The organism is Wolbachia endosymbiont (group A) of Pogonocherus hispidulus, from assembly GCF_964028195.1.
In the GTDB taxonomy this organism is placed as follows: domain Bacteria; phylum Pseudomonadota; class Alphaproteobacteria; order Rickettsiales; family Anaplasmataceae; genus Wolbachia.
Map to the genome: position 1 here is coordinate 589,229 of NZ_OZ034750.1, position 25,779 is coordinate 615,007.

Genomic DNA, 25,779 nt, shown 5'->3' on the forward strand with positions numbered 1-25,779 from the left:
ACATGGCATAATTTATACTCCTTTGCTAAAGAAACAAATTCGTATAATGAATCCCATGTTAATTTACTTGTGAGAAAATCTTGCTTACTGGCTAAGTTGGTAGCAAGAAACGGGATACGCAGAATTATGTTATTACGATGAATAACAAATACATTACTACTACAATGGGCTCTTGAACTGATAAAGGATATAGGAAAAGTTCTGCCAAATAGCGGATGAGTTGGATCTGTAACTGTAATCTCTTTTTGGTTGTTGAATGGGGTATTAAGGTGGTTGATCGTGTGACATTATTACTAATGTTGCATTCTTTATTAATGCTTTTTTTATAATCTCCTTTATGTATACTGGTACTTTTTCCATTTCACCAATATAGGATTCTTCTCCGATTAATTGGCGCCTTTTATTCAAGTACAGTATTTTTACACATTCCCTTTCTGAGTGGCCTATACTTACGTTTAAGTACTCTACTAGCCCTTGTAAGTCCATTATTGGCTCACTTTTGAGCTTTTCTCTCAGTACCCTTTCTAGTGTTTCCTTAACACACATAATCATTGCTACTGCAGAATCAGTTACTCCTTCTATGACTTTCAGGTCATCCATTTCTCTACCTAAAATCCTTCCTACTCCTGCATAAGTATTCACCAGATTTTTAGCAATTTCTTGAGCTTGCGGCCTTTCATGTACTGCACTTAAAAATGTTTCCATTATTTCACGATCAAGTAGTGCTTTGCCTTTGCTTTCTAATATTCTGAACTCTATTTCCTCTTTACTTTTACTCATATAATTTACCTTTCACTAACAACAAACTTTTTTTAAATATTTACTGCTGTTTTTTATCAGCATTGGCATAAGGCCATAGCTTTCGCGTGAAGTCAAATCAATTTCTCAATCTTTTTTACTTATTTTTTCATCAAAAGGTAAAGATATTAATAGATACTGATTTTTTTATTTTAAATTTGTTGAATTTCGTCTAAAGAGATGCCTACTGTTTTTAAAATAATATTGATAGAAATTCCTTTTTTTACTAAGTCTTTTGCAATTTTGATCTTTTCTGCTCTTTTCACTTTTTCTTCGCAAATCCGTATGCCTTCAAATAGAGATCTTATTAATGCATTACGTAGTTCTTGACTTTCAATCTTTTTGTATTCTTTTATTAAATCAGGTAGTTCATTTTCTACTATCTCATCTTCTTCTATGAGCAGATCTGTAATGCTAATTGATAATGTTTCTGCTATTGCATATAATTTTTCCAGTGGAATGGCCACACGTCCTTGCTCATAGTTGCTTATTTCATCACGTGTTGTACTCATTTTTTCTGCTAAATCCTTCTGAGTATATTCCCGCACTAGTCTCCATTCTTTTATCTTTTTTCCTATTTGGTAGTAGATAGAACCCGTTTTTTCTTCAACACATTCATCAGCAGATAGACCAATTGTTTTTGAAACAGTATCAACAGAAACTCCTGCTTTAACCAGACCTTTTGCAATTTTTATTCTCTCCGTTTTTTTACTATTTTTCTCACTAACTTGAACAAATTTGGTTAGTAAACAAAACATTCTACGTAATTCCTGATCATTAATCGTTTTATATTTTCTTACTAGATTTAATATTTCCTCTCCCTCATCTTCAAAACAGATTTTTTCATTTGATACAGGAATTAGGTCTACAATACCAATCGACAATATCTCTGCTATAGCATACAACTTTTCAATCGAAATTTTACGTGTTCCTTTTTCATATTGTAGTACTATTTGATACGTTACACCGATTTTTTTTGCTAAATCTTTTTGACTATATCCCTTTGCTAATCTACGATTTCTTACTTCCTGTCCTATTACTTTGTAATCTAAAAAATTAGAGCATTTATTCTCTTTTTTCACATTTTATACTCCATAACCAGAAGAGCTGTTACGTATACTTAATTGGCAACCTTTTTGACAAACTGAACTCATCTCCTTTCAAACAATTTTTCTATATCACTTAGTTTCATTTCTATATACGTTGGTCTTCCGTGATCAGAATATGGAGTTTTCTCAATTTGTCTTAGTATCTCATTCATCTCTTCCAATTTCATTTTTCTTCCTGCTCCGTGGCAAGCGATTATGGATGATATTTTGTTCACCTTATCCTCTATTGGTAGCGTATCTTCTATTTCCATTAACTTATCTACTATATCAACTAGCATCTCTTTTATATCTATTGTTCCCAAGATTGCAGGTATTTCTTTTACCCTTACTTTATCTTCTGATTCTATTTCAATACCAAAACCCATTTCAAAAAGCTTATCTTTATAAGTTTTAACCATCTCCATTCCAGCTTGGTTTTTAATTTCAACTATTTCAGGAATGAGAAGTTTTTGTCTTTTTATGCTTGTTAAGCACTCGTATATCAATCTCTCATAGGCTGCATGTTGATCTACTATAATCAGCCTATCTCCAGCCTCAGCAATAATGTAAGTATTGTAGACCTGACAGCGTGCATACCCTAGAGGGTGATCCTCTATCAAATCAATTTGCTTCTTTTCTAGAACCATCGTTCCCTTTTGGGGTGGAGATTCTCCATATTTAAACGTTTCTGGTAAGCTTTGCCTTCTTTCATCTGGTGCATTGAATTCTTTCATTAAACGATTTTCTAAAAGACTTGGCCTCTTTTCATAAAACTCTTTTTGATTTTTTTTCTCTTTACTATTAACCGGCTCTTGGCTATCAAACTCCTCAATACTTTGAGACTCAACATCACTTGCTGCAAACGTGCCTACTCTAGTCGATAATGCTTTTATTATTCCTCTTCTCACTATTTCATATACTAGCCTCTTGTTCTGAAACCTTACCTCTGATTTATTTGGATGCACATTTACATCTACTTGATCGTATGGTATCTCTAAGTGCAGCACTGCAAAAGGATACCTCCCACTTGGAATAAAGTCCTGATACGCATATCGAATTGCACCAATAAGTAGATTGTCTTTTATTGGCCTTCCATTAACAAACGTATAGATCTGAGTTGAATTACCACGACTAATAGTTGGTTTACAGATGTGTCCCGTAAGTTTGATGCCGTCTTCTTCCTCTTTTACTTCCAGCGAATTGCTCTGAAATTCTTCTTCTGTTTCACATAATCTGTTAAATAATAAAGTTTGCTTAACATATTTTAAGAGCTTTTTATTACCGGAAGTGAGAGTAAACCCAATACTATAGTTAATCATTGCTAAGTTATTTACAATGTCAACAATGCTTTGTGTTTCTGCCCTCTCGGTTTTTAGAAATTTTAATCTATTTGGTGTGGCAAAAAATAAGTCACGAATTTCAATATATGTACCTTGCAACAAAGAACAAGGGATAATCTCTCTTATTTTTTCTCCTCCCTCATATCTTATAGACCATGCTTCCTTTGCTCCACTTGCCTTGGATGATAATTTCATTCTGCTTACTGCTGCAATTGAAGGCAGAGCCTCTCCTCTAAAGCCAAGATGTCTGATCTCTATTAACTCACTATCACTTAATTTTGAAGTGGCATGCCTCATAAGTGCTAGTTCCAGATCGTTCTTTTCTATTCCATTTCCATCATCTGTCACAGTTATAAGGTTACGTCCACCACTTTCTATTTTGATCTCTATCTCTGAACTTCCAGCATCTATTGCATTTTCTACTAATTCCTTTACTACACTCGCTGGCCTTTCTATTACCTCTCCTGCTGCTATACGGTTTATAGTTTTTGTGTCTAAAAGAATTATTGCCATAACACTCCCTCCAATCTATGAAACTTAGAGCTCCCTCTATTTTTTTGTGATTTCTTGATCTCACAATCTCTATATTTTAGCTTTTTAGATTCCTTTCTAGCAAGTCTATCTGCCTCTTCATTATAGGTATTACCACTGTGAGCCTTAACCCACTTCCAGTTAATATCATGCTGCAAGACAATTTCATCCAATTCCTTCCATAACTCAACGTTTTTTACTGATTTTTTATTGGCTGTCTTCCAACCATTTGTTCTCCACTTATTGATCCACTCTGTTATACCTTGTTTAATATACTGACTATCAGTGTGTAAAACAACTTTGCAAGAAACTTTCAACATCTTTAGCCCGTTAATCACAGCCTTTAACTCCATCTTGTTGTTCGTTGTGTTTTCTTCACCTCCAGAGATACGTTTTTTGATAAAGACACTTTTATTTTCATACATCATCACAGCTGCCCATCCACCAGGACCTGGATTTCCAGAACATGCTCCATCTGTATATATTATAACCTTCTTTTTTTCGCCCATACTTACAGAATATAGATTCAACGTAAATTTGCCACCGAAATGTTGACATTAAGTTTCAAGATCTTTATCATGTAAAGGTGTGGGAAGCTAATGAACCTGTCCTCACGATGTTAGGTAAATCGTAATTGAGCTTTTGGGCTCGTGTTTTTATTAGGAGGTTAGTCTCTCATACCCAAAATAATTGTTTTTAAAGCTCTTTATAGCTCATGAATTCATTTGCTGGGGTTTATAGAGGGAGTTGTAAAAGATGATAAAATATAACATTAAGGTGCGTGGTAGCATTCTAGGGTCATTTATGAAGGTAGTTTTTTGCCGACTCTTGAAATTTAGCTAACCTTAATAGGCTTTAGTACAAAAACGTTGAATATTTCTTCACAATTGTGTATAATTATTAATGCTTTCTAGGTTAATTTATCATGGCTTTTTCTAAATTTCTTGATCCAAAAAACGATCTTAGTTTTAAGAAAATCTTTAGCTCTGAAAAGAATAAAAATATCCTCATTCACTTCCTCAACGATATCTTAGGTTTTTCTACTTCTGATCAAATAATGGAGATTGAATTCCTCAGTACTATCATGGATCCTGAAATTGCTTCTGACAAACAAAGCATTGTTGATGTTCTTTGCAAAGACTCTATTGGTAATAGATTTGTCATCGAAATGCAGCTCGCTCGTGATAAGGGCTTTGAAAAACGCGCTCAACTTTATGCTGCTAAGGCTTACTCAAGACAATTAGATAAATCTGGTAATTATATTGATCTTCAGAAAGTCTTCTTTATTGCTATTTCCAATTGTAACCTTCTGCCTGAAGAAGTTGACTATATTTCTACTCATAATATACGTGATATCAAAACCAATGGTCATTACTTAAAAGATCTACAATTTGTCTTTATTGAGTTGCCTAAATTTACAAAAAATAGAGTAGAGCAGTTAGAGAATACTACAGAGAGATGGTGTTTCTTTTTTAAATACGCAGAGGAAACAACTGATGAAGATCTGAAAAAGATAGCAGCAGAAGCTCCGATAATAAAGCTAGCATATGATGAATTAGACAGGTTTCGCTGGAATGAAAAGGATTTGATCGCATATGAAGAAAGAATATTGAGCGTGCAGAAAGAAAACGCTATCCTTGCTCAAAAACTCGATGATGCTAAACATGAAGGAATCCAAATTGGAGAAGAGAAGGGTAGGAGAGAAGGCATCCAAATCGGTCATGAAAAAGGTAAAATTGAAGGTAAAATTGAAGGTAAAATTGAAGTAGCAAAAAACTCACTCAAGGCCGGTGTCTCTATAGATGTTATAGCTCAAATCACCGATCTCTCTCATTCTGAAATTTTACAACTCAAGGAAAAAACATAATATTCCTACTTATTCACTTCAACATTTATGAAAACCTTCTCTAAGTTAGACATGTCCCCTAATTAAGAATCTAGTGAACTGTCTAAAATGGCTATAAAGATTGCACATAGAATTATATAAATTACTATCATAACGTTACCCAAACTTCTATATCAAAGCTACGTGCTGTAAGTTCAATATGGAAAACACATTAACCACTTAGCATTTAATGTCTACTTCATCCATTTTAGTATTAAGATCATCAAACTTGCTACTGATTTCCCTCATTATTTTGGCTACCTTTACTTTAAATTCTATTATAAGCTTTTCACTATTTGGTATATTATATCTTCCATATCCTCATCTACTTACTCAAAGTATTTCCAAGCTTGGTTACTCCTACATCAGAAAGACAAGTTGATACTTTATCCTTTGGTAGGACATTTATACAAAAGCACTTCTTGCACTTTTCTAAAACATTATCTAACCCAACATTACCACTAAATTCAACTCCTCTTTCCAAGCTTGCTATTATTTCTGGATATGCATCTTTAAGTTCAACATGTATTCTAGCTTGTTCTTTTGATTCTAGGTTTCTTATTTTATCTTCTACAAATGAATTAAATTTTTTAAGAGCAAGTTCAACTGCAACTCTGCTGCTTGGCACAACTTCTACTCCTTTACTCATTAAACCTTGATAGCGCCTACTTGGAGTATTATCTAATGCATCGGCAACACAACTCGCAAGAGCAATATTTTCATTATTTAGGAATTTATTCCAACCAACAGATGACGTACTTTGTGGTATGTTTTTATTATCACTTTTTACATTATTCTTGTCTGCAATGTTGTATTGAGAGGGCAATGCAGGAATTATAGAGAAAGTGCTGGCTGCTAATTTTTTCGCCCAAGAAATACAATTATTTATCCATGAAGATGGTCTTGTACCACTACTTGCTGCTATCTCGGGTTGATTACTCGAACCTAGCAACTCACTCAGTAAATTACGGCGTTTACGTTGTACAGCTTCTCCTCTTTTCTGCTTAAGTTTTTCTAAGCACTGCACAATATCACTACATTCTTCGTTTTTACCACGTTCTCTTAGTTTCTCTTTAGCAATATCTAGTGGCGTTTTACCATCCTTTTTAGCATCAACATCAGCCCCTTGACTAATAAGCTCTCTAACTTTAGGGAGATTTTCTTCTCTTACAGCAGTAAACAACTTCCTACGTAATTGCTCCTGTTCTAAAACTCTCACTATATGAACTTGTTGGGTGAGCAATAATAAATTATTGTGAGATTCATGATCCTCTTCAATAGCATTCTTTGTACCAGTAGCAATATCTAGCGGCGTTCTACCATTCCTGTCTTTAACATTAAGATTGGCACCTTGGCTGATAAGCTCTTCAACTCTAGGAAGATTATATTCTCTCACAGCAGTAAATAACTCTTTACCTAATCGTTCCTGTTCCAAAGCTTTAACTATATCTGTGTAACCCTTTTGAATAGCCAATCCCAAAGGTGTTTGGTTATGAATGTCCTTGACTTCAATATCAGCACCTCTATCAAGAAGGAATTTGACTGTATCTAATTTGTTTCCCTCTACAGCTACATGTAAAAGTGTAGAGCGGTCATTAGTTACATCATTAATATCATTAGCATCCTTGTCTAAAAGAAATTCAACTATTTCAAGCTTATTACTATACTGAGCAGCCACATGTAAAGGCGTATCGCCGTAGATATCTCTAGCTTTAATATTAGCGTTCTTATTAAACAGAAACTTAACTATGTCAAGCTTGTCACTAGAAGCAGCAAAGTGTAAAGGTGTCCATCCATATATGTCTTTAGCTTCAATCTTAGCACCTCTATCAAGGAAAAATTGGACCATGCCCAAATCGCCTTCTTGAGCGGCAAAATGCAAAGGTGTTTTTCCTTCCTTATCTTGAGCATCAATGTTAGCATCTTCCAAACTAGCACCTCGATTTACAAGATCTTTAACTTTTTTAAAATCACCACCTCGCACTGCAGCCAACAATTGCTCATTTAGCTGTAATTCTGTTTGTTGTAAATACTCTGCAGTATTATCATATTTTTGATCTTTAGCAACATCTAGCGGTGTTTTACCACCATGATCTTTAGCACTGATATTGGCTCCTTTACCTATAAGATACTCTACTACATCCAGACGACCATTCCAAGAAGCCCAGTACAGAGGTGTTCTGCCATCTTTGTCAGTATCATTAACACTCACTCCCTTGCTGATAAGAAACTCTATAATACTTCTACTATTATTTTCAGCAGCAACATGTATAGGCTTTTTACCAGCAGTAGAGGCATCTGCAGCATTGATATTAGCTCCTTTTTCTATCAAGAATTTTGCAACCTCTAATTGATCAAACTTAGCAGCATAGTGTAAAGGTGTCCAACCATTTTTATCAGCTTCATCAACGTTTACCCCCTTGCTGAGAAGAAACTCTATAACACTTTTACTATTATTTTCAGCAGCTACATGTATAGGTTTTTTACCAGAAGTAGAGGTGTCTGCAGCATTGATATTAGCTCCCTTATCAAAAAGAAGACTAGCAACCTCTGAACGACCTCTCCATGCAGCATAGTGCAGTGGTGTATAACCTTGCTTGTCAGTATCGTTAACATCCACTCCTTTGCTAAGAAGAAACTCTATAATGTTTTTATTATTGTTCTCAACAGCAATATGTATAGGCCTGCTACCATAAAGATTTTCACTTGCAACATTAACATCAGCACCTTTCTTTACCAAAAACTCTGCAACTTCTAAACGATCCTTAAATGCAGCCCAATGTAGTGGTGTCCAACTGTACTTATCTCTAGCATTAACATTAGCATTCCGATTGATGAGATCCCCAACTTCACTAAGATTGTTGTCTTTCACTGCCATCAACAATTTTTCATCTAACTCTGATTGTACTTCTTCTATCATTTCTATTATATTTGTATAATCTTCTTGTTTGGCCAAATCTAAAGGTGTTTTACCGTTTTTATCTTTAACTGCAATACTCGCACCTTTCCTAAGAAGGAGTTCAACCGTATTTGGTTTATCTCCTCGTATAGCTAAATGTAAAGGCGTTTTACCGTTATTAGTTATATCATTAATACCACTAAGATCTCTGCTCAAAATAAACTCAATTACTTCAAGTGTGCCATCATGTTGGACAGCTACGTGTAAAGGTGCTTCACCATCCTTGTTTTTAGCCTTTAAGCTAGCTCCCTCTTCGACAAGATATTCTACTACTTTTACATGACCATTATTACAAGCGTTATGTAAAGGAGTATTATCACTGTTATCTTTAGCTTCTAAACTAGCACCTTGGCTAACAAGAGCCTTGACTCTATTAAGATCGTCACCGTTTGCTACAGCCAACAATTCTTTATCTAAATCTAACTGTGTTTTTTTCAAAAATTCTATTATATCTATGTAATTCTTTTGAACAGCCAAGTCTAAAGGTGTTTCACCATCTTTGTTTTTAGCTTTTAAGCTAGCTTCCTTCTTGATAAGATATTTCACTACTCTCAAATGATTATTCTGAGAAGCATAATGTAAAAGAGTATTACCATTGCTATCTTTCACCTCTAAGCTAGTACCTTGGCTAACAAGATCCTCAATCTTATTAAGATCACCGTTTTTTACTGCAGATAACAATTTTCCATTTAAGTCTGACTGTATTTGTTCTATTGCTTGTACTATATCTATGCGACCTTCTTGGATAGCCAAGTCTAAAGGTGTTTTACCATCTTTATTTTTAGCCTTTAAACTAGCTCCCTTTTCGATGAGATATTCTACCACCTTCAAGTGACCATTACTACAAGCATTATGTAGAGCAGTATTACCATTAATATCTTTAGCTTCTAAATTGGCACCTTGAATGATAAGATCTTTTACTTTATCAAGATTACCATTCCTTGCATTAATTAACAATTCTTGATCCAACTGTGCTTTCTTCAAAACTTCTATCATATCTTCTTCAGTAGCTAAGTCTAAAGGTGCTTTATTATTCTCATCTTTAGCATTTACACTAGCACCTCTATCAAGAAGGAGTTTAACTACACTCAACCTGTTCGTATCAACAGCAAGATGCAAAGGCTTTTTATTATCTTTGTCTTGAGATTCAATATCAGCACCTTCATCAAGAAGAAATCTAATCATATCCAGGTTACCCTCTTGCACAGCAAAATGTAAAGGTGTTCCTTGAATCGTTATTTCATTATTAAATTTAGCACCGTTACTAATAAGAAGTTTGACCACATCCCATTTACCTGATTGAGCAGCATAAAGTATTGGCGTGTAACCAAAGTCATCTTGAACTTCAATATTAGCACCTCTATCAAGAAGGAATTGGATCATGTCTAAATTATTTCCTGACACAGCAGAGTGTAAAAGTGTTTGACCTTTCTTATCTTGAGTATCAATATTAGCACCTCTATCAAGAAGCAGTTCTACTACACTCCATTTACCTGATTGAGTAGCAAGAGATATTGGTGTATACCCAAACTCATCTCGAACTTCAATATTAGCACCTCTATCAAGAAGAAGTTTGACATTATCACGTTTACCAGCTTTAGAAGCAAGATGCAAAGATGTCCTACCAAGTTCACCTGGAGCATTTATGTCTCCGCTGTTTGGGAATTCTAGAGGTATAGAACTTTCTTGTAAATCGACAATAGAACTCACATTGCTTAATTTATCAATACTATCTGAATTATATATTCTATCCATTTCATCACTTAATAATATTTCTTTGTCAGTAAATCTTATAGATAATGTTTTCATTTTAGGTTCTTTATAGAAATCTCTAAAATACATAATACACAACTCATTTGCTTCTATGCCAGCATTAAAGGCATTGGTAACTATCAAGTCATATTTATCATGAAGGTAGGTATACTGCCCTGCTTTTTTAGATATAATTAATTTACTATTTTCTTCTATGTCTTGAGGTCTTACTACAATAATTTTCTCATCAGAAATAAAGAATGAAGACTTTAAATCTAAATTATCATCTATTTTCACCGGTGCATTATCAAAAATAATTTGTAATTTTTTATACCACTTATTTATAAGTGCATCTTTCAGCCTGATTGTTATTACATCTTGCTGAAAACCAGTGGCTGATATAGAAAGTTTAATTAACAAATCATTTTTGTCTTTAATAACCATTGGTACTGGTTTTATACTCAAATCCTTATCTACTTGCTTCACTAACTGACGAAAATCTAATGTTCTCTTCAAACTTTTCTTTCCATTGGTATCATCATTTATTACTTTTTCTTGAATAGGGAAATTTTCAGTATCAAGTCTTGCATGGCCTGAAGTAATTACGTCTTTTTCACCCACACTAATATTTTTTCTCTCATTTATATTAAGTTCATTATGTATATCTCTCATGAAGGCAGGACAGGAATCAGTATTGCCTTTTTCGCTATTTCTTGCACAACTACCTAAGTCTAACTTACTCTCTGAGGGAGAAACAAGCTCTTTAATATTTTCAACCACAGAAGATATTTTACTTACTACTTCCTGACCACTGTCCAACTTTAACCTAAGGTACTGATCCACTGCATTTTGATCATACTCACTTAGTGAGGAAATGTTTTGCAGTCCTCTTGATAATTCCAAAATCTGAGTACTATTCAATTTGTCCTTAACCCCTATAGCTTTAAAGGGATCAGAGCCTAGACTCGCTTTACTATCTATTTCTTGTATATCACACCCATTGCGAGTAGATCCACAATCTTCAACCTTCCATACAAATTGTGAATCCTTCGTTTGCGGAATCCAAGCAAACACATATCTTCTCCTTCCATCAGCATCACTACGCTTAAAATCAGTAGCATATAAATATTCATTTTGCTTAACATTCATTATATAAACATTGTCACCATAAGGTTCTAACTTCCATACAGATTGTGAATCCTTCGTTTGTGGAGTCCAAGTAAACACTCTCCTTCTTGCTTCGTCATAATTAAGAGAATCAAGAGCAGCGTATAAATATTCGCTATGATATCCAACATTTTTAATATAAAGATTGTAACCATCAGGCTCAATCTCCCACAAACCTTGTTGGATACCATGTTCCGTTGGCTTTTCTCCTGGACCCCAAGTAAACACTTGTCTTCTGTTCGTATCATCAGCATTAAGTTTAAGTTCTCTATTGCTTTCAAAATCAACAGCATATAGATATTCATTAAACTTAACATTTTTAATACATACTTTTGATGAAAACACCACATTCTTTACTGATTCTGGTAATTTGCTTTTTAGTTCTTCAAGATTAGATCTTTCCTCTGGATGAAGACTACGGCAATTGTCCTTCTCCATAATTTCCTTTACATAATAGGCCAATTTAAACACTGCATTGTTATTAAGATCATTTTTCTTTTGCATTTCATCAAACACAGCTATATAACCTTGAACACTTTGTGTGATACTACTACAATCGTGTATAAGCCTTAACATCTTTTTCGTATCCACTTTTTCATACACATCATTTACAGCTTCTTTCATTGCTTCACCACACAACTTTTTGTCAAGATTACAAATCCCATTTGTAAGGCTACTGGTCAAAGGAGAATTATTTAACATGCTATTCTCTAGATCCATCTTTATTATACTTTTAACCATAGAAGAGACTTTACTTTGCTGATTATTCTCCTCATTCATCATTAATTCAGAGCACTGGTTTATTACATCTCGATCATAGCCACTTAATAAAAGATTATTTTGTAAAGTCCTTGACAATGCTGAGATCTGCGTACTATTTAAATTACCTCTAAACTCAGATAACTGTTCTAAGCTACAAAAACCCTCTACAAAGTTAACTTGATCTTGGAGTGAAGAAAAGCCTAAATATTGATATGTTGAATTTTTATTTGCAAAACCAGCAGTTGATACCAAACATTTAAAGTCAGTTTCTACTTTAGATGTATACTCATTTCTACTCTGGTAATTCTCTGAAGCTTTATCAATTAAACTTTGTATTTCTTTTACCTCAGATAAACTAAACCTATTTAATCTCAGGATCTTTATCAGTTCTAAACCTAAATCAAATTCCAATGTAGCAATTCTATAAGACTCAGAATTATCCCAATTTTTTACGTTGATCGTACGATTAGACCTCTTATCGCGAAACACTAAATCTGTACCATTACTGGAAACCTCAACCTGATCCGGAGTAATATTCTTTAGTACCACTACTCCTATGCGTTCCTCATCTTGTCCTACAGAAGTAGAAATATTTTTTTCTAATTTTTGATTGTGTTGAATGATACTAGTAGAGTTACTAAAATCTTCAACGTATTCTTTTACAATTCTTTCATAGTCACTTCTAAGTTTATCCTTATACTCAGTTACATTATCAACGTTCTCTAATAACCCAGGAGATGGAGAAAAATGATCATTATTCCATAGAGAATAAGAAATATTTTCCCATTTACTTCGATCAGTATAGAACCCTTCTATTTTAATGACAAAAGGGACTTCGCTTTCTCTTATCAATAGGAGATCATCTTTATCTTTATACTTTTTAATATCTTCAAGATGAGAATCTATCACTACATTATCACCTTGAAAGTCCTTAGGTAACAAAAACATATTCTGAGTTTGTATAGCCTGTAAAAAAGGAACTAATTTACCTTTTTCTGAGGAAGAACACGACATTGACTGTACATAAGGAATAAATGTTTCTCCTTTTTTATTCATAATTACGAGATGTCTATAATTACGATCTTGAAGATAGTTTTTTACTTGAATACTAGTATTATTATAGTTTAAATGTAAGTTACATTGTTGGACTAAAAAATCTTTTTCAACCTCTGGCATAAATAGCGTATCCGCTTTTTCATCATCTGAATAATTATCAATCTGAATTTCTTTGTTACCTATACCATCAGCAATAATATACACGTCACTTCCTTTTCCTCCTCTCGCAAATATAGTACCTTGATCGAAGTTCATTACATCATCTTCCTGAGAACCAAAAACCATATTTGGAACTGCACTATTACCATGATTCTGTACTCTATCTCTGATAACACTAAAGACTTTGTAATCCTTGTTATTGTTTAGAATTTTCTTGTAATGACTTTCAACATTGTCAAAATTATCTAGGGAATGTTCTGAATGTAATTCAAATGAAGTAATTTTTATAGTTGATGAGTCTGATCTTTCAATCTTAGGAACAATATTACTACCATTTTTATCTATTAGTGCAAAGCGAGGTTTATTACTGCTTTGCTCAACATAATTTTTTACATCAAGAGTAAATTGATTGTTTTGACCAAAATTTATTTTTAAAGATAAAGTATTACTGTCTGTGGAATAAGTAATTTGTTCACAACCACTTAATAAATCAAATTCCGAAAAAACTATAGTTCCCGTCCCCTTTATATTAATTTCTGAGCGTAAACTTCTACCTTTATAACCTGCGGTTTTTACGTAAAAAGTATAATTGCTTTCTCTACCTTCAACTGTAGTATATGGTGAAATAATTACTTTTTTACAATTTTCAACTATGTCTTTTGCATTATTACTAGAACCACCACCACTATCTATGATAACCTCACGATCATCAATTTCTGCAAAGTGTTCGGAATAACCCATACATAACACCCTATCTACTTTGTTTTTCCTTCCAACATAGTGATAATTAAAACTACTATTATTGATATAATCATCAATCAATAAATGATCATTCATTTTTATTTTTAATTGTCCAGAAGCACTAGGTTCAAAACGATAGTTAACATTCACCCCTACAACTGTATTTTTCAATTGACTTAAATCAATTATATTAACAGAGTTACCTCCACCAATAATTTTACCTGAAAAGCCAATGTTATTTACAATAAACCTATTTACTACATTATTACCACCAGTTATTCTTGTTGCACCTGGATAAATTAGAAAATTATTGTTCCATTCGTTGCTTCCAATAATGACACCATTATCTACATTCTGTAGATCATAGACAATTGTTTTGCCATTTTGCTTTACACCTACTCTACCATCGTGACTAATAACCATTGCATTATCACAGTAGTATAAAGACGGTTGAACTGAATTTGTAATACCTTTTTCATAATCTTGCCCAGTAATCTTTGGCAAACAAATCCTGCTAGCACCCGGTATACGATCAGGTATAACACGCGAAAGATTTCTTGTATTAGCATTTTTCCCATTCATCATAATCGTTGCATAACCTGGACGAAGAGTATTACCTCTTATTTCTCCCCCAAGACCAACACCATAAGCAACAACATTACTAGGGCCATTATTTAAAGCTTGCCACACTCCTTTAGCTAAACTATTAACTGTGTCTTTCCTAGCTGCAAGATGCTGCACATCAGCTGCCATAGGTTGAAAAAGAAGTGTACGCCAAAAAATACTCCAGTTCTCTCCATGGGTTGTATCGTACTTTTTCTCGTACTCCACGATATTGCTGACACCACTATAAATTCCATAACCTACCATGAGCCCAAACCCAACTGCAATACCAACTACCGGCATACTTGCTGCTGTAAGAGCAACACCAGAAACAAATGATACACTAGAAAAGGATATAGATGCTATATTATCTCTTATCTCCTTTTCTCCACATGGATTATCACTATCCTCTCTTTTTTTACAATCAACAAGATTACTTGCTGACATACCTATCTCAACAATATCAAAAACACCAGCTATAACTCCTACTGTACCTCTTGCTATAGTTCCTCCAAACTTTGCGCCTGCAATTCGAACAGCAAATTTTGTCTGTTTACCTAAAGTACCTGGTATAATTTTTCCCACAACCTTTTCAGCTGATGCTATAACTTTTGGAGTAATTTTAACCATTACATTCTCAATTGGTTGAGATGCAAAAGACCATGCTATCCCACCTAAATTTAATCCACAATCTATTGCTGTTCCATCTTTACAAGATACAATAGCTCCATGAATTCCTCTTATTAATTGTATTCCACCTGCAGCGTTCATTAACCTGCTTTTCAACTTTGAGCTTTTTGTTGTACTACCAGTTTGCTGTGAAATGTCACCGTGCAAATTCTTAATACGTTCATTTTCAATATAACGTCCGTACCCTTGATCTTCAACTACCTTATCAAATAAGTACTTATGATTACCTTCGATATTTTTATCTCCAACGAACTCTATTAGCTGAGCATTTTTCCCTTCATTTTGACTACTTTTAACATAAGTTAGGAACTTTTCACTATCAACTATAATCTTATCTATATTATTTTCATCTATCCTTCCCTTAATAAACTTTTTTACATCATCCAATGAAAATAAACAAGGATTAATACTTCTTCTTTTTCTACTACCTTGTTTTACACAATTATTCAGGTCAAATTTCTTTCTAGGTGCTTGTGTTTCAGCAAGTACAGTCTCTAGATTAGCTATACGTTGTGGATCTATACTTAATCTGTCTGAAACATTTTCTCTCGTGCGTATAAAATAAGCTTCATCTCTTCCTTGAACTTGCAAACGGTTACGTATTTCATCAGGAATATTACTTCTACTTCCTTGCAACACAGCATTAATACCTCTAGCGTTTTCTAACGCCCATAAGCCACAATTATAACCATCTCTTTGTTGAGTAACAGGAACATCATGAACGTTAATTTGAGCCTGTTGTAAAACTTGACGAATATTATCTGGAACACTATTACCCAACGAGTCTACATAGTATCCATTATACTGCCCATTTTGATAGGCAACGACCAACGTAACCCAGTGATTATTATCTAAATTAACAATTAAAGTTAATGGCCTTCTTTCACCTCTTGTTGTTACGCTATCTTGAAACTGTTGTAATTGATTAACTATGTGTTCTGGTGATCCCACTATTTCAAATAATGTATCAGCTCCATAACCGTATTCTATTCTTGCAATATCAGCTATATCATGTTGTTGCAGCCAATAATGATAATCTTTTTCTGCTGTTGCAGATTCTAATGTACGTAAATTCTCTTCTTGTATACCAATATTTTTAAGTCTCTGAGTTATCTCTTGTATTCCTTCTAAATGTTTTCTCTTAGCTATATCAATAGAACTATGAACTACTATAGCAGGAACAAACTCATCACTTGTTAATATTAAAGAATTTTTATCTTTAGCTCCCACATTAATAACCACACCCATGAAAAACATTTTATCACTATCTGTTATTGTTTTCAGTGCTGCCCCTTTAGCATATCTAATATTTTGTTCCTTTGTTAATTCATCAACTTCTTCTTTCATTTGTTTTTCATTTAAGTTTTTATCTATAAGCTTAAATTCCAGCGCTATAGGAGTATATTCTTTAGTACCCTGAGGCGAAGGACCAATACCTTGAATTACCATATCAACACGACCACCTGCTCCTGTTTGAAATTCAGGTATAATTACAATTTTTGCAGAATCCTCTTGTTTTGCAGAAGTCTCTTTTAGCTTCAAATCACTGTAACTACTAAGCAAGCCATTAAGCACAGCTTGCAATTTGGCTTCATCAGTTATCAAACCTTTTATAGGATAAATTGTATCTGCTATATCAGTAAGTAGCTTTTTATAATCTGGTAATAAATCTTTACTATCAGAGGAAGTAGCATGCTGAGAAGTGATTGCTTGATCAAATTTTGCCTTTAATTCATCAGAATTAGGTATCTTGAGAAAATTGCCTGTAAATTGCTGGTCGTTACCACTTGGATTATATTTACTTATTTGCTTTATCTCAAAAAGGTCTTTGAAAGATGAGTTTTCTTTATACTTTTTCAAACCCATCGTAATTTCTATAACGTTTTCTATTTTTCCAACTTCAGGTATATCTATGACTGGAACTTTTTTTTGGTTAAGATTTTGTATCTCTGTTTCTTGTTCAATTATATGAAAAACAAATGCTGTTTTATCTTGTTTCCTATCACCTTTGATAAACACTAAGGTGGTTACAGGCCTTTCTTTTGATTGTGCTCCGCCTCTTGTCTTAGATTCCAAAGGATATTCACCATAAGAAAAGACATACTTTTCTACATCAGTTCCATCAAATTTATCAACTAAGATTGATTGACCTACAGTATATCTGCTAAAATAATAAATGTCCCTTGTCTCCTTATTTGCCGTAAAAGTATAGTATTCACTCGATAACAAATCCGTTGCCCGTTGTTTAAAAATTTCCTCAGAAATTTGTTGATTGTTCCATTTGCTAGCTAATTCTATAAAATCTTCCATCAAAGATGATGGTTGTTTAATAGGTTTTACTTCAGTTTTAAACGGTTCCGCATTATCTAAATTTAACCCAACAGCAATAGCATTACCGGCATTGGTTAAAATCCTCATCTTATTTGGTCTAAAACCTTTAATATAGTCTTCAGCTTGCCTCAGTGCATCACTTGTAGTAACTTGCCCTTCAGTTCCAGCCTTGAGTTCAATAAGAATTGGTACTGAATCAACAGCACGGTCAGGTCCACGAACAAGCAAAACAATATCAGCATAACCTCTACCAGCAAACTGCTCCAGATAGAGTTTGGTATTATCACGATATCGAAAGTTATCAAATATTCCTGCTACAAAGCCATGTTGATCAGCTTCGCGAGCTCTATTGCCATAAACACTATCTTGTAAGTCTAAATTGGTATGAACTTTCTTAATATAATTTAGAATGTCTTCGAGATTTTTCCGAACTTGATCTACTTCTGCACCTGGGTTAGCTAGCTTTTCAATATAACTTTCTAAATAAACAGACTTACCTAACTTTTTTGCCACTTTCTGAAACTTCACTGTAGGCTCGATGGGTTGATCTATAATCTTCTTCTTACTTTCCACCTTAATATTTATTTTTTCATCTTCTCCATCACCCTTTAAGGTATATCCCTTTACTGACGTAAGTCTTGATAATTCTTTTCTAACATCATCACTAAGATCTTTACCTGACTTACCTAGAAACTGCTTAATTTCATCAAAAAATTTATTTTTAAATGCATCATTACCTTTTAATTCACCAGAATCAATTTGCATTGTTTGAGTATTTCCATATATATCTTTAGCTTTACACTCCAATATGTTATTCTTCAGATATAAATGTAACTTCTTCGACTTAACATCTTTGTCTGACTTTGGTCTGCTTTTTACTAACTCATATTTATCTTTTAGAATTTTTATCACATCAATTTGAAGTTTACGTTCGTCTAATGAAGTATAGTCTTTACCCATTACATCCTTCCACTCACCTGTGGTGAATTCAAAATTTTTAGTGCGTGTTTGTGGAGAATGAGAATGTTGAGCTTCTATATCTTCAGTGAAAATAAAAACATGTGTTTTGGATTCCGTTTCTGCTACAACCTTTAAAGTTCTCGCCCCCTCAAAACGAAAGTGCAATTTTTTTATGCCTAGCTTATCATTAAGTTTAGTATCTAATACACTGGAAAAAGAACCTAAAAATCTATGAGGAAAAAAGCCAGGCTTTTCACTAGAATGTAAATAAGATTGTATTTGATCAACCAACGACTGATATCTTGCTTCAAAAGATTGATCTACTGCATTAGAAGTTGAAGAATCTACTTTCCCAAAAAGTAACTCAATTAACTCGAAATCTTGTGGTTTTTCTTGGTGTTGATTGTTATCAACCATAACCGCCTCCTGATTTTAACCTTTTACAATTTTTACTCTCACTAAAATTCTTTGTATGCTTTCGTTTAAGTGCAAGTAACTAAATAACTTTATCCTAACACTACACTTTGCTTCTAATATCAGTAACTTCCTGCTGTACAGCTTCTACATTCAACAATGACCTTGGTAACTGACTATCACCTCTACCATCTAATTGCCTATCTCTAATTCTAGTGAATATCTCATGTATTGATTTATCTTCTTCCATAATAGATTGCATTTGCTCTTGATTGAGAGAGTTAACAATTTCTGACAATACCTCGATAGCCATATTCTTTTTGATCAGACAAGCAATTCTATTTCTAGATGCGTATCCTATACTCAACTCATCTAAAAAGTGTTGCTTATGAGTTTCAAAGCCAGGACGATTCCACATGGAGGTAAGCATGTCACTACCAGACTTAATAAAACTATCATCTGGTACAGAAAGAACCGAATCTAACGCTCCAAACATTGATGTACTATAAGCTTCAGGAGATAAATTTTCCGACTTCAAATGTTCAAACAGCTTTCTGGCATTTTCGAAAGAATGATTTCTTCTCAATATACTTAAAGTGTAATAACACCCATGTTGTTTAAAGTCCCTTTTCAATAATTCATGATATCTGTTAGGATCAAGATGACGTAGGCAAAAATCAACCATTCCAACATCATCAGTAGAAAAACGCCCTTTATTATATGCTACTTCCATCAACAAATCTTCTTTTCTTTTTGGAGATACAGAATCAATTGACTGTAACTTATTCCAAAAGAACTCCAATGCTTCCACGTGCTTTTCTATCATCGCGCATTTAAAAGCGTAAACGTATGGATGCTCGTTATTTAGCTTTAACTGATGTTCTTGGTTATTCATAGCATGTGACCAGTAGATCATTAAAGCTCCATCATCAAGCTTTCTCACTAAATTCTTCCCTGATTCATCACTTTGTTCTGATTTAAATTCTTCGAAAATAGCTTTTATCTCTTCTTCAAAGCAACACCAACAAGCAATCCTATAGCGATCAAAGCGACTGAGGAGAATTTTTTGCCCATCTTCAGCTTTTAATGTTAACAACTTTTTTCCAACAGTATATCTATTGAGTTTAACTTGACCTGAAGCACCTTCTACTTCCCAACAAGTTTCATTTTCTAAAATTTTCTTAAGAAAAGGTGTTATTATTGTCCCGTCCCATTTACGCAATAACGTCTGATATGCAATACAATATCTCTTAATCTCTAACTCTTTGAACCCTTTATGAGGATCATCTTCTTTGATAGATGTTAGTAATACCCTTTGTACATTCTCGTAATCCATACTTACCCTCCCTAACAAGATTTAATATATTTTAGGCATGTTGCTCTACCTTTAAAACTTTGTCAATTACTATTTTAGAAAAATTTTCTAACCTAAAGTGATTTTCAGTAAAAGGCTCTTAATAGGCTTAATATACAGTCTTTTGTTCACTTTTTAATTCTGTTTTTTATAAGTTTATCTTAATACTTATTGTTAAATAAATTACTATTAATTTAATACTATATATCGCTAATGAATTAAATAATATAACCATCTCCATCACTAAAAACCAGCTAGTGAGAGAAGAGTTTGTTTTGGGATGGATTGGTCTACCACGTAATACATACGAACTTTTTTGTATGGTAATTTTGCTATACGCTAAAATCAGCTATATTAGCCTACTTTGTCCACATTTATATATGAACTCATTTGCTTAACTTTATCGCAAAAATTTAAAGTCTTTATTTTTACAAACACGTTTTCACGCAACTCGTTCTCACAAGAATATGTACTTTTTTTGTGTTTTTTAAAAAAGTAAATGATTAAATTTTTTGCTACGCTAATTTATAGTACGTTTCTATATTAATCAAGCTAAAGTGAGCTAAAGTAACTATTAGTAACTTTATATAAGGTACAAAAAACACATAAATATAGACTTTTTTAATTAAAGCATATAATAATTAGATTATATTGTTTTTTAATATGAGGAGATTATATGTTACAATCGAAGTGGAAAGAAGCATTAAGTGCAGTAGATGCTGATAATGATTTAAATGAGAGTAATGTAATTGACAAAATAAAAGAGAAGTTAAAAGCAGCAGATCAAAGCGAATATGAAAGGTGGAAAAAGTTTGATTTTGACCTAGCGTATCTATTACACAAGGCTGTTAGAGGTAACTTTATAGAGATAGTGAGTGCTCTAATAGAAAAGGGAGCTAATGTTAATGCTATAGATACAGTGGAAAATACTCCTTTACTTGTAGCCGTTGAACGGGGCTATATAGAGATAGTGAGTACTCTAATAGAAAAAGGGGCTGACGTTAATGTTGAAGGAGGATTTCATTCATCCACTCCATTATATTGTGCTATTGAAAGAAATAATGCAGAAATAGTAAAATCTCTAGTGGAGAAAGGGGCTGATGTTAATGCTGCAGATTTATCTTCTCAATATGCTCCATTACATTGTACTGCTAGATATGGTAATGCAGAAATAGTAAAATCTCTAGTGGAGAAAGGGGCTGATGTTAATGCTGTAGATTTATTTTCTCAATGTACTCCATTACATTATGCTGCTAGACATGGTAGTGCAGAAATAGTAAAATTTCTAGTGGAGAAAGGGGCTGATGTTACTCGTGCTGTATCTGAAAGAACTCTTTGTACATATCGTCTAAGTCTGGACGTAGGAGAAGTTCTAGTTAGGCATATTTTAATAAAAAATCCTAGAATGAAAAAGCCAAACTCTGTAATAGAAAAACTGTCAGAATATTGGGACAGGTGTCTAGATGAAGTCAAGAGACTTGAAGAAGAGGAAAATAAACCACTATATGATTTTCTGAAAGCAAGCAATACTAATACATTAATTAGTATGTGGAAAAAAGATGAAAGTGTACGCGGTAAGTTTGATAACCAAGAAAGCTTACAAGAGCAATACCCAGAATATGCTCATACCTTGATTGACCAAGCCAACAAAGTGAAAAAAGAAATTTTCCTGCACAGCCACAAACCATTGATTGATGCTTTATCAACATATTACGAGTATGATCTTAAAAAAATGACATTTGACGACATGAAGAAATTCTTTGAAATGCACAGAGATAAAATTGTAGTAGAATTTGGAGGTATAGAAAAATCTCTTATTGAGTTTGTTGATTTTAAAGATATTAAAGAGATATACGTTCCTAAACTAGAGCTACAAGCATTGGCAGCGCGAATAATCCATGTAAATAGCAACCTTAAGCATCCAGATTCCGAGCAACATCAAGGATTGTATCGATCTCGGTTCTAGTAAGTCCAGTTTGTTTGGTTATTATACTAATTTGTGTGATTTATAGAGGTTAATATAACTGACTTGTCTGGAGTATTTAACTGTACAGTCAAATTAAAGAAAAGTAGTAGGAAGAAGGGAAGACCACCTTTTTCCTTCCTTTCATGTTTTTTGTCTGTAGTTGTTGCAACAATTTTACGCTTTTGTTTATACAAAACTATTTTTACGCAGCTTGTTCTCACAAATATACGTACTATTTTTATATTTTTGAAAAAAGCAAACAATTAGATCTTTTATGACGCTAATTAACTTATGTTTTTGCTAAAATATTTTATGGTATAGGTTCAACTATTTCTTTAATATTAATTTGGGTAAGTCTGCTCTAACTGAAACTTTGGTATCTTCTTCAACTGCGTGTAAAAAATAACTGATCAATCGGAAGTGGTAGTAATATGTCAGCTATTTTCGCCATAGTAGTCGAGTCTAGAATCGTTTTGAGCTTTTTTTCTTGATTTTTGCGAGTTAATTTGTTAGACTAGCATTATGTAAATTTTTTTATTGAAGTGATGAATATACAGAAATTAACGGAGTTTTCTGAATTGCATAAAAGCTTTATGCGGAACAGAAGGCCAAGTAAATTGGAAAAGCAATTGTTCGAGATGGGTGAAGAATTTAAAGCGGAACACCCTGAAATCAGATTGAATGAACGCAGTAATGTGATTGATAGAAGAACTTTTGTTGCACACGGTACCAATGCCTGGACGCTTTTTTCAGCATTTGCTTTTACAAATGGCCAATTACTACCAAAAAATGAAGCGAAAGTAAGGGGAATACCTATTGTTGCAGGTGAGTTAATACCAGAGAAACAGAGAGCCAAGCTTTGTGGATACTCCTACCCCAATACAGTGAGTCAAAATAGTGTATCAACTATCCACCTAAACAGTCGAGGATCGTATTTGCTTGATGCATTAAGTTATGCAGAAAATGCATCAAATTATCACAGTTGCAGTTATAATGATTTTCGTGAAAAATGGCTAAAAAAGTACTGTAAACAAGGTGTAGATACAAGTGTGATAAAGAAAGCTGATAAGCTTTTGGCAGATCAATCTATGAAAGATGCATATTGCAAATTATCTAGTATTCCGGTAGTAGCTTTGGGAGATGGAATTGGACAAATCTATATAGGTAGAGGCAAGTATGGAATAGAAAACGAATGCTTGTATGAGAGATTTAACATCAGAGTTATCGTAGTAAGTCAAAAAGATAAAGAGTATATCAAAAATTTGATTGATCAAATCAACCCTAAAATAGCTAAAAGTGTAATGTATTTAACCCGAGAAGAAATTTGTGATTTTGAAGACAAAAGGAGTCCTGGTTCGAATAATTCTATGTTTAGAACAGTTGGGACTAAGTCCATTCCTTGCAGTTATAAAAACAGCTTCGTACATAACTTTTCAGAAGCATTTGAAGATAAACTAACTTTCAGTTTTTCTGATCAGTTTGATATAAAAAAAATAGAAAAGAAAGAACTACTAAAGCGAATAGTAGGAGGTAAACATGAAGAAAATAGTAGTACTCTATCTTATTATCACAATTCAAGCCAACCCTTAGAAGCAACAATTGATGATATAGATTATAGTGTAGTATTTACTAAATCATCTCAATCAGGCGATCATGTACTTGATGAGCAGCTAATAGATTCAGTTAAAAGTGGAGATATAGAAAAGGTGAAGTCCTTGTTAGATAGGGGAGCAAATCCTAATGCTACAAGTTTCAATCGTGCTTTGTCTATAGAGCTCGGAGTATTGATTACAAAAGGCAATACTTTAGCTTTGGGGTATGCTATTTACTTTGGACATACAGAAATTGCTAGGTTGCTTATCGATAGAGGAGCATGTATTAATCGTTATAGTTGTTCTTCTGATAAAAAATCGCACCTAGCTAATGCTGCTGAACATCTTTGCGCAGAGATAATTGAGCTACTTTTAAAGCAAGGAGCAGATGTTGATGTTCAGGATTCTCAAGGTAAGACGCCAATAAGTTTAGGACTTAGAAGTAACATCTTCTGTTATGACAAGGTCTCCAAGATCGACGTTCTCTTTATTTTTTTAGTTCACGGCGCAACTTTAACTGAGGATGATAGAAGAGAAATCAATAAAGATCCTAATTTGCAAGATTGTTTAACAGCGTTCAGAAAGATCAAATCATTGCCTCATTTTGGTAAGCTAATAGAATCAAATAAAAATGGAGATACAAGCGTCATTTTTCAATATATAGGTAATGAAAACAATGCACAGGAACTGATTGAAGAGTTCCAAAACATTAAAAAAGATTATGGTTTTCAGAAAGGACTATCATTTATACCAAAACGCTTGTTGGGTTTTTTAGAATGTGTAATCTCAAAACGTGATACAGGTGTTGCTAAAAATGGGTACGATGATTTAGAGATAGGGGAAGAAGCGGCAAATACATTACTAGGTAAGTTGAAAGAGGTTGTTAAAAAAGATAATTCACAATCAAAAACAAATTCTGTACGGCTTTTTTCTACAAGTGAGCAAGCGCAGGATGCTAAGGGTGAAAATGTAATACGGCTTCCGAAAAAGGCAAAAACTAAACCCAGTAAAGCAATAAAAACTGCTGTTATTTGTGGTGTTATAGCTGCATTGACAGTCGGTGTTGGGTTTGGTATTGCCAATGTCGGGTTATCAACGTTAGTTATAGCTGGCATAGCTGCTGCACTGGTAGTTGGAATTGTTGCTTTTGGTATTACGTATGCGGTATCAAGACCTAGTGACAAGCTAAATGAAACCTACTCAAAGGCGGCATTTGCCCAACCAACTAGATCACCTTTCTTCTCTTGATAATAGATGGATTAGGGTTATAGGTAAATTAAAGCTTTTAAAAAAGTAATACAGTGAATATAATAAAATAAATGTATAAGTTGCACGTGAGAGTTTATGACTATTGACCATTACGGAGTATTAGCAATGAGTAAGGATGTTAATAAGGAAGCTATTTTCTATGGAGCAGTGGGAGCAACTTTCTGTTTATTCTGCTGAAGTGGCTCCATGCAGGTTTGCTGTAAAAACTTCAGCAGCTTTTGCACTCCTTTAAAGCATAATCCATCATATTCTTATAATAGTGATATTAAATATAGATGGTGGTTCTCAATTTTGTTGATCTATAGTAAAATCAGTTCAAACTCGCAGTTGTAAGAAATTTTTTCACCTACAGCTAATCGACG

The 25,779-nt window shown here is 33.6% G+C and carries 8 protein-coding genes and 1 pseudogene; 3 read left to right on the forward strand and 6 right to left on the reverse strand.

Annotated features, from left to right (window positions below; all coding sequences use genetic code 11):
• Positions 1–264: 264 nt before the first annotated feature.
• From ABWU58_RS02920 to rnhA, 4 genes and pseudogenes are all read right to left on the reverse strand, one after another.
• Positions 265–780 carry a JAB domain-containing protein gene (locus ABWU58_RS02920; protein WP_353283572.1) on the reverse strand — a complete coding sequence of 172 codons (516 nt, stop codon included), beginning with the start codon at positions 778–780 and terminating at the stop codon, positions 265–267.
• Between the two features lie 170 nt (positions 781–950).
• Positions 951–1,880, reverse strand: coding sequence for a helix-turn-helix domain-containing protein (locus ABWU58_RS02925; protein ID WP_353283573.1), 930 nt, complete (start codon positions 1,878–1,880; stop codon positions 951–953).
• Positions 1,881–1,948: 68 nt separating this feature from the next.
• Positions 1,949–3,739, reverse strand: coding sequence for a DNA mismatch repair endonuclease MutL (gene mutL, locus ABWU58_RS02930; protein WP_353283574.1), 1,791 nt, complete (start codon positions 3,737–3,739; stop codon positions 1,949–1,951).
• A 92-nt stretch (positions 3,740–3,831) separates the two neighbouring features.
• Positions 3,832–4,266 (reverse strand): annotated as a pseudogene (rnhA, locus tag ABWU58_RS02935) (ribonuclease HI); the annotation flags it as partial.
• A gap of 416 nt (positions 4,267–4,682) precedes the next feature.
• On the opposite strand from rnhA, the gene ABWU58_RS02940 reads away from it, so the two are divergent.
• On the forward strand, positions 4,683–5,624 hold the full coding sequence (locus tag ABWU58_RS02940; protein WP_353283575.1) for an Rpn family recombination-promoting nuclease/putative transposase: 942 nt from the start codon (positions 4,683–4,685) through the stop codon (positions 5,622–5,624).
• Between the two features lie 343 nt (positions 5,625–5,967).
• On the opposite strand, the gene ABWU58_RS02945 is transcribed toward ABWU58_RS02940, so the two are convergent.
• Together ABWU58_RS02945 and ABWU58_RS02950 are read right to left on the reverse strand one after the other, a co-directional pair.
• Positions 5,968–19,239 (reverse strand): ankyrin repeat domain-containing protein, encoded by a 13,272-nt coding sequence (locus tag ABWU58_RS02945; RefSeq protein WP_353283576.1) that lies wholly within the window; start codon positions 19,237–19,239, stop codon positions 5,968–5,970.
• Between the two features lie 100 nt (positions 19,240–19,339).
• Positions 19,340–20,572, reverse strand: a complete 1,233-nt coding sequence (locus ABWU58_RS02950) for a hypothetical protein (RefSeq protein ID WP_353283577.1) — start codon at positions 20,570–20,572, stop codon at positions 19,340–19,342.
• Positions 20,573–21,266: 694 nt separating this feature from the next.
• Here ABWU58_RS02950 and ABWU58_RS02955 point away from each other — a divergent pair.
• Complete coding sequence (locus tag ABWU58_RS02955) at positions 21,267–22,556, forward strand: ankyrin repeat domain-containing protein (protein WP_353283578.1); 1,290 nt, start codon at positions 21,267–21,269, stop codon at positions 22,554–22,556.
• Between the two features lie 545 nt (positions 22,557–23,101).
• On the forward strand, positions 23,102–25,396 hold the full coding sequence (locus ABWU58_RS02960) for an ankyrin repeat domain-containing protein (protein WP_353283579.1): 2,295 nt from the start codon (positions 23,102–23,104) through the stop codon (positions 25,394–25,396).
• Positions 25,397–25,779: the final 383 nt, after the last annotated feature.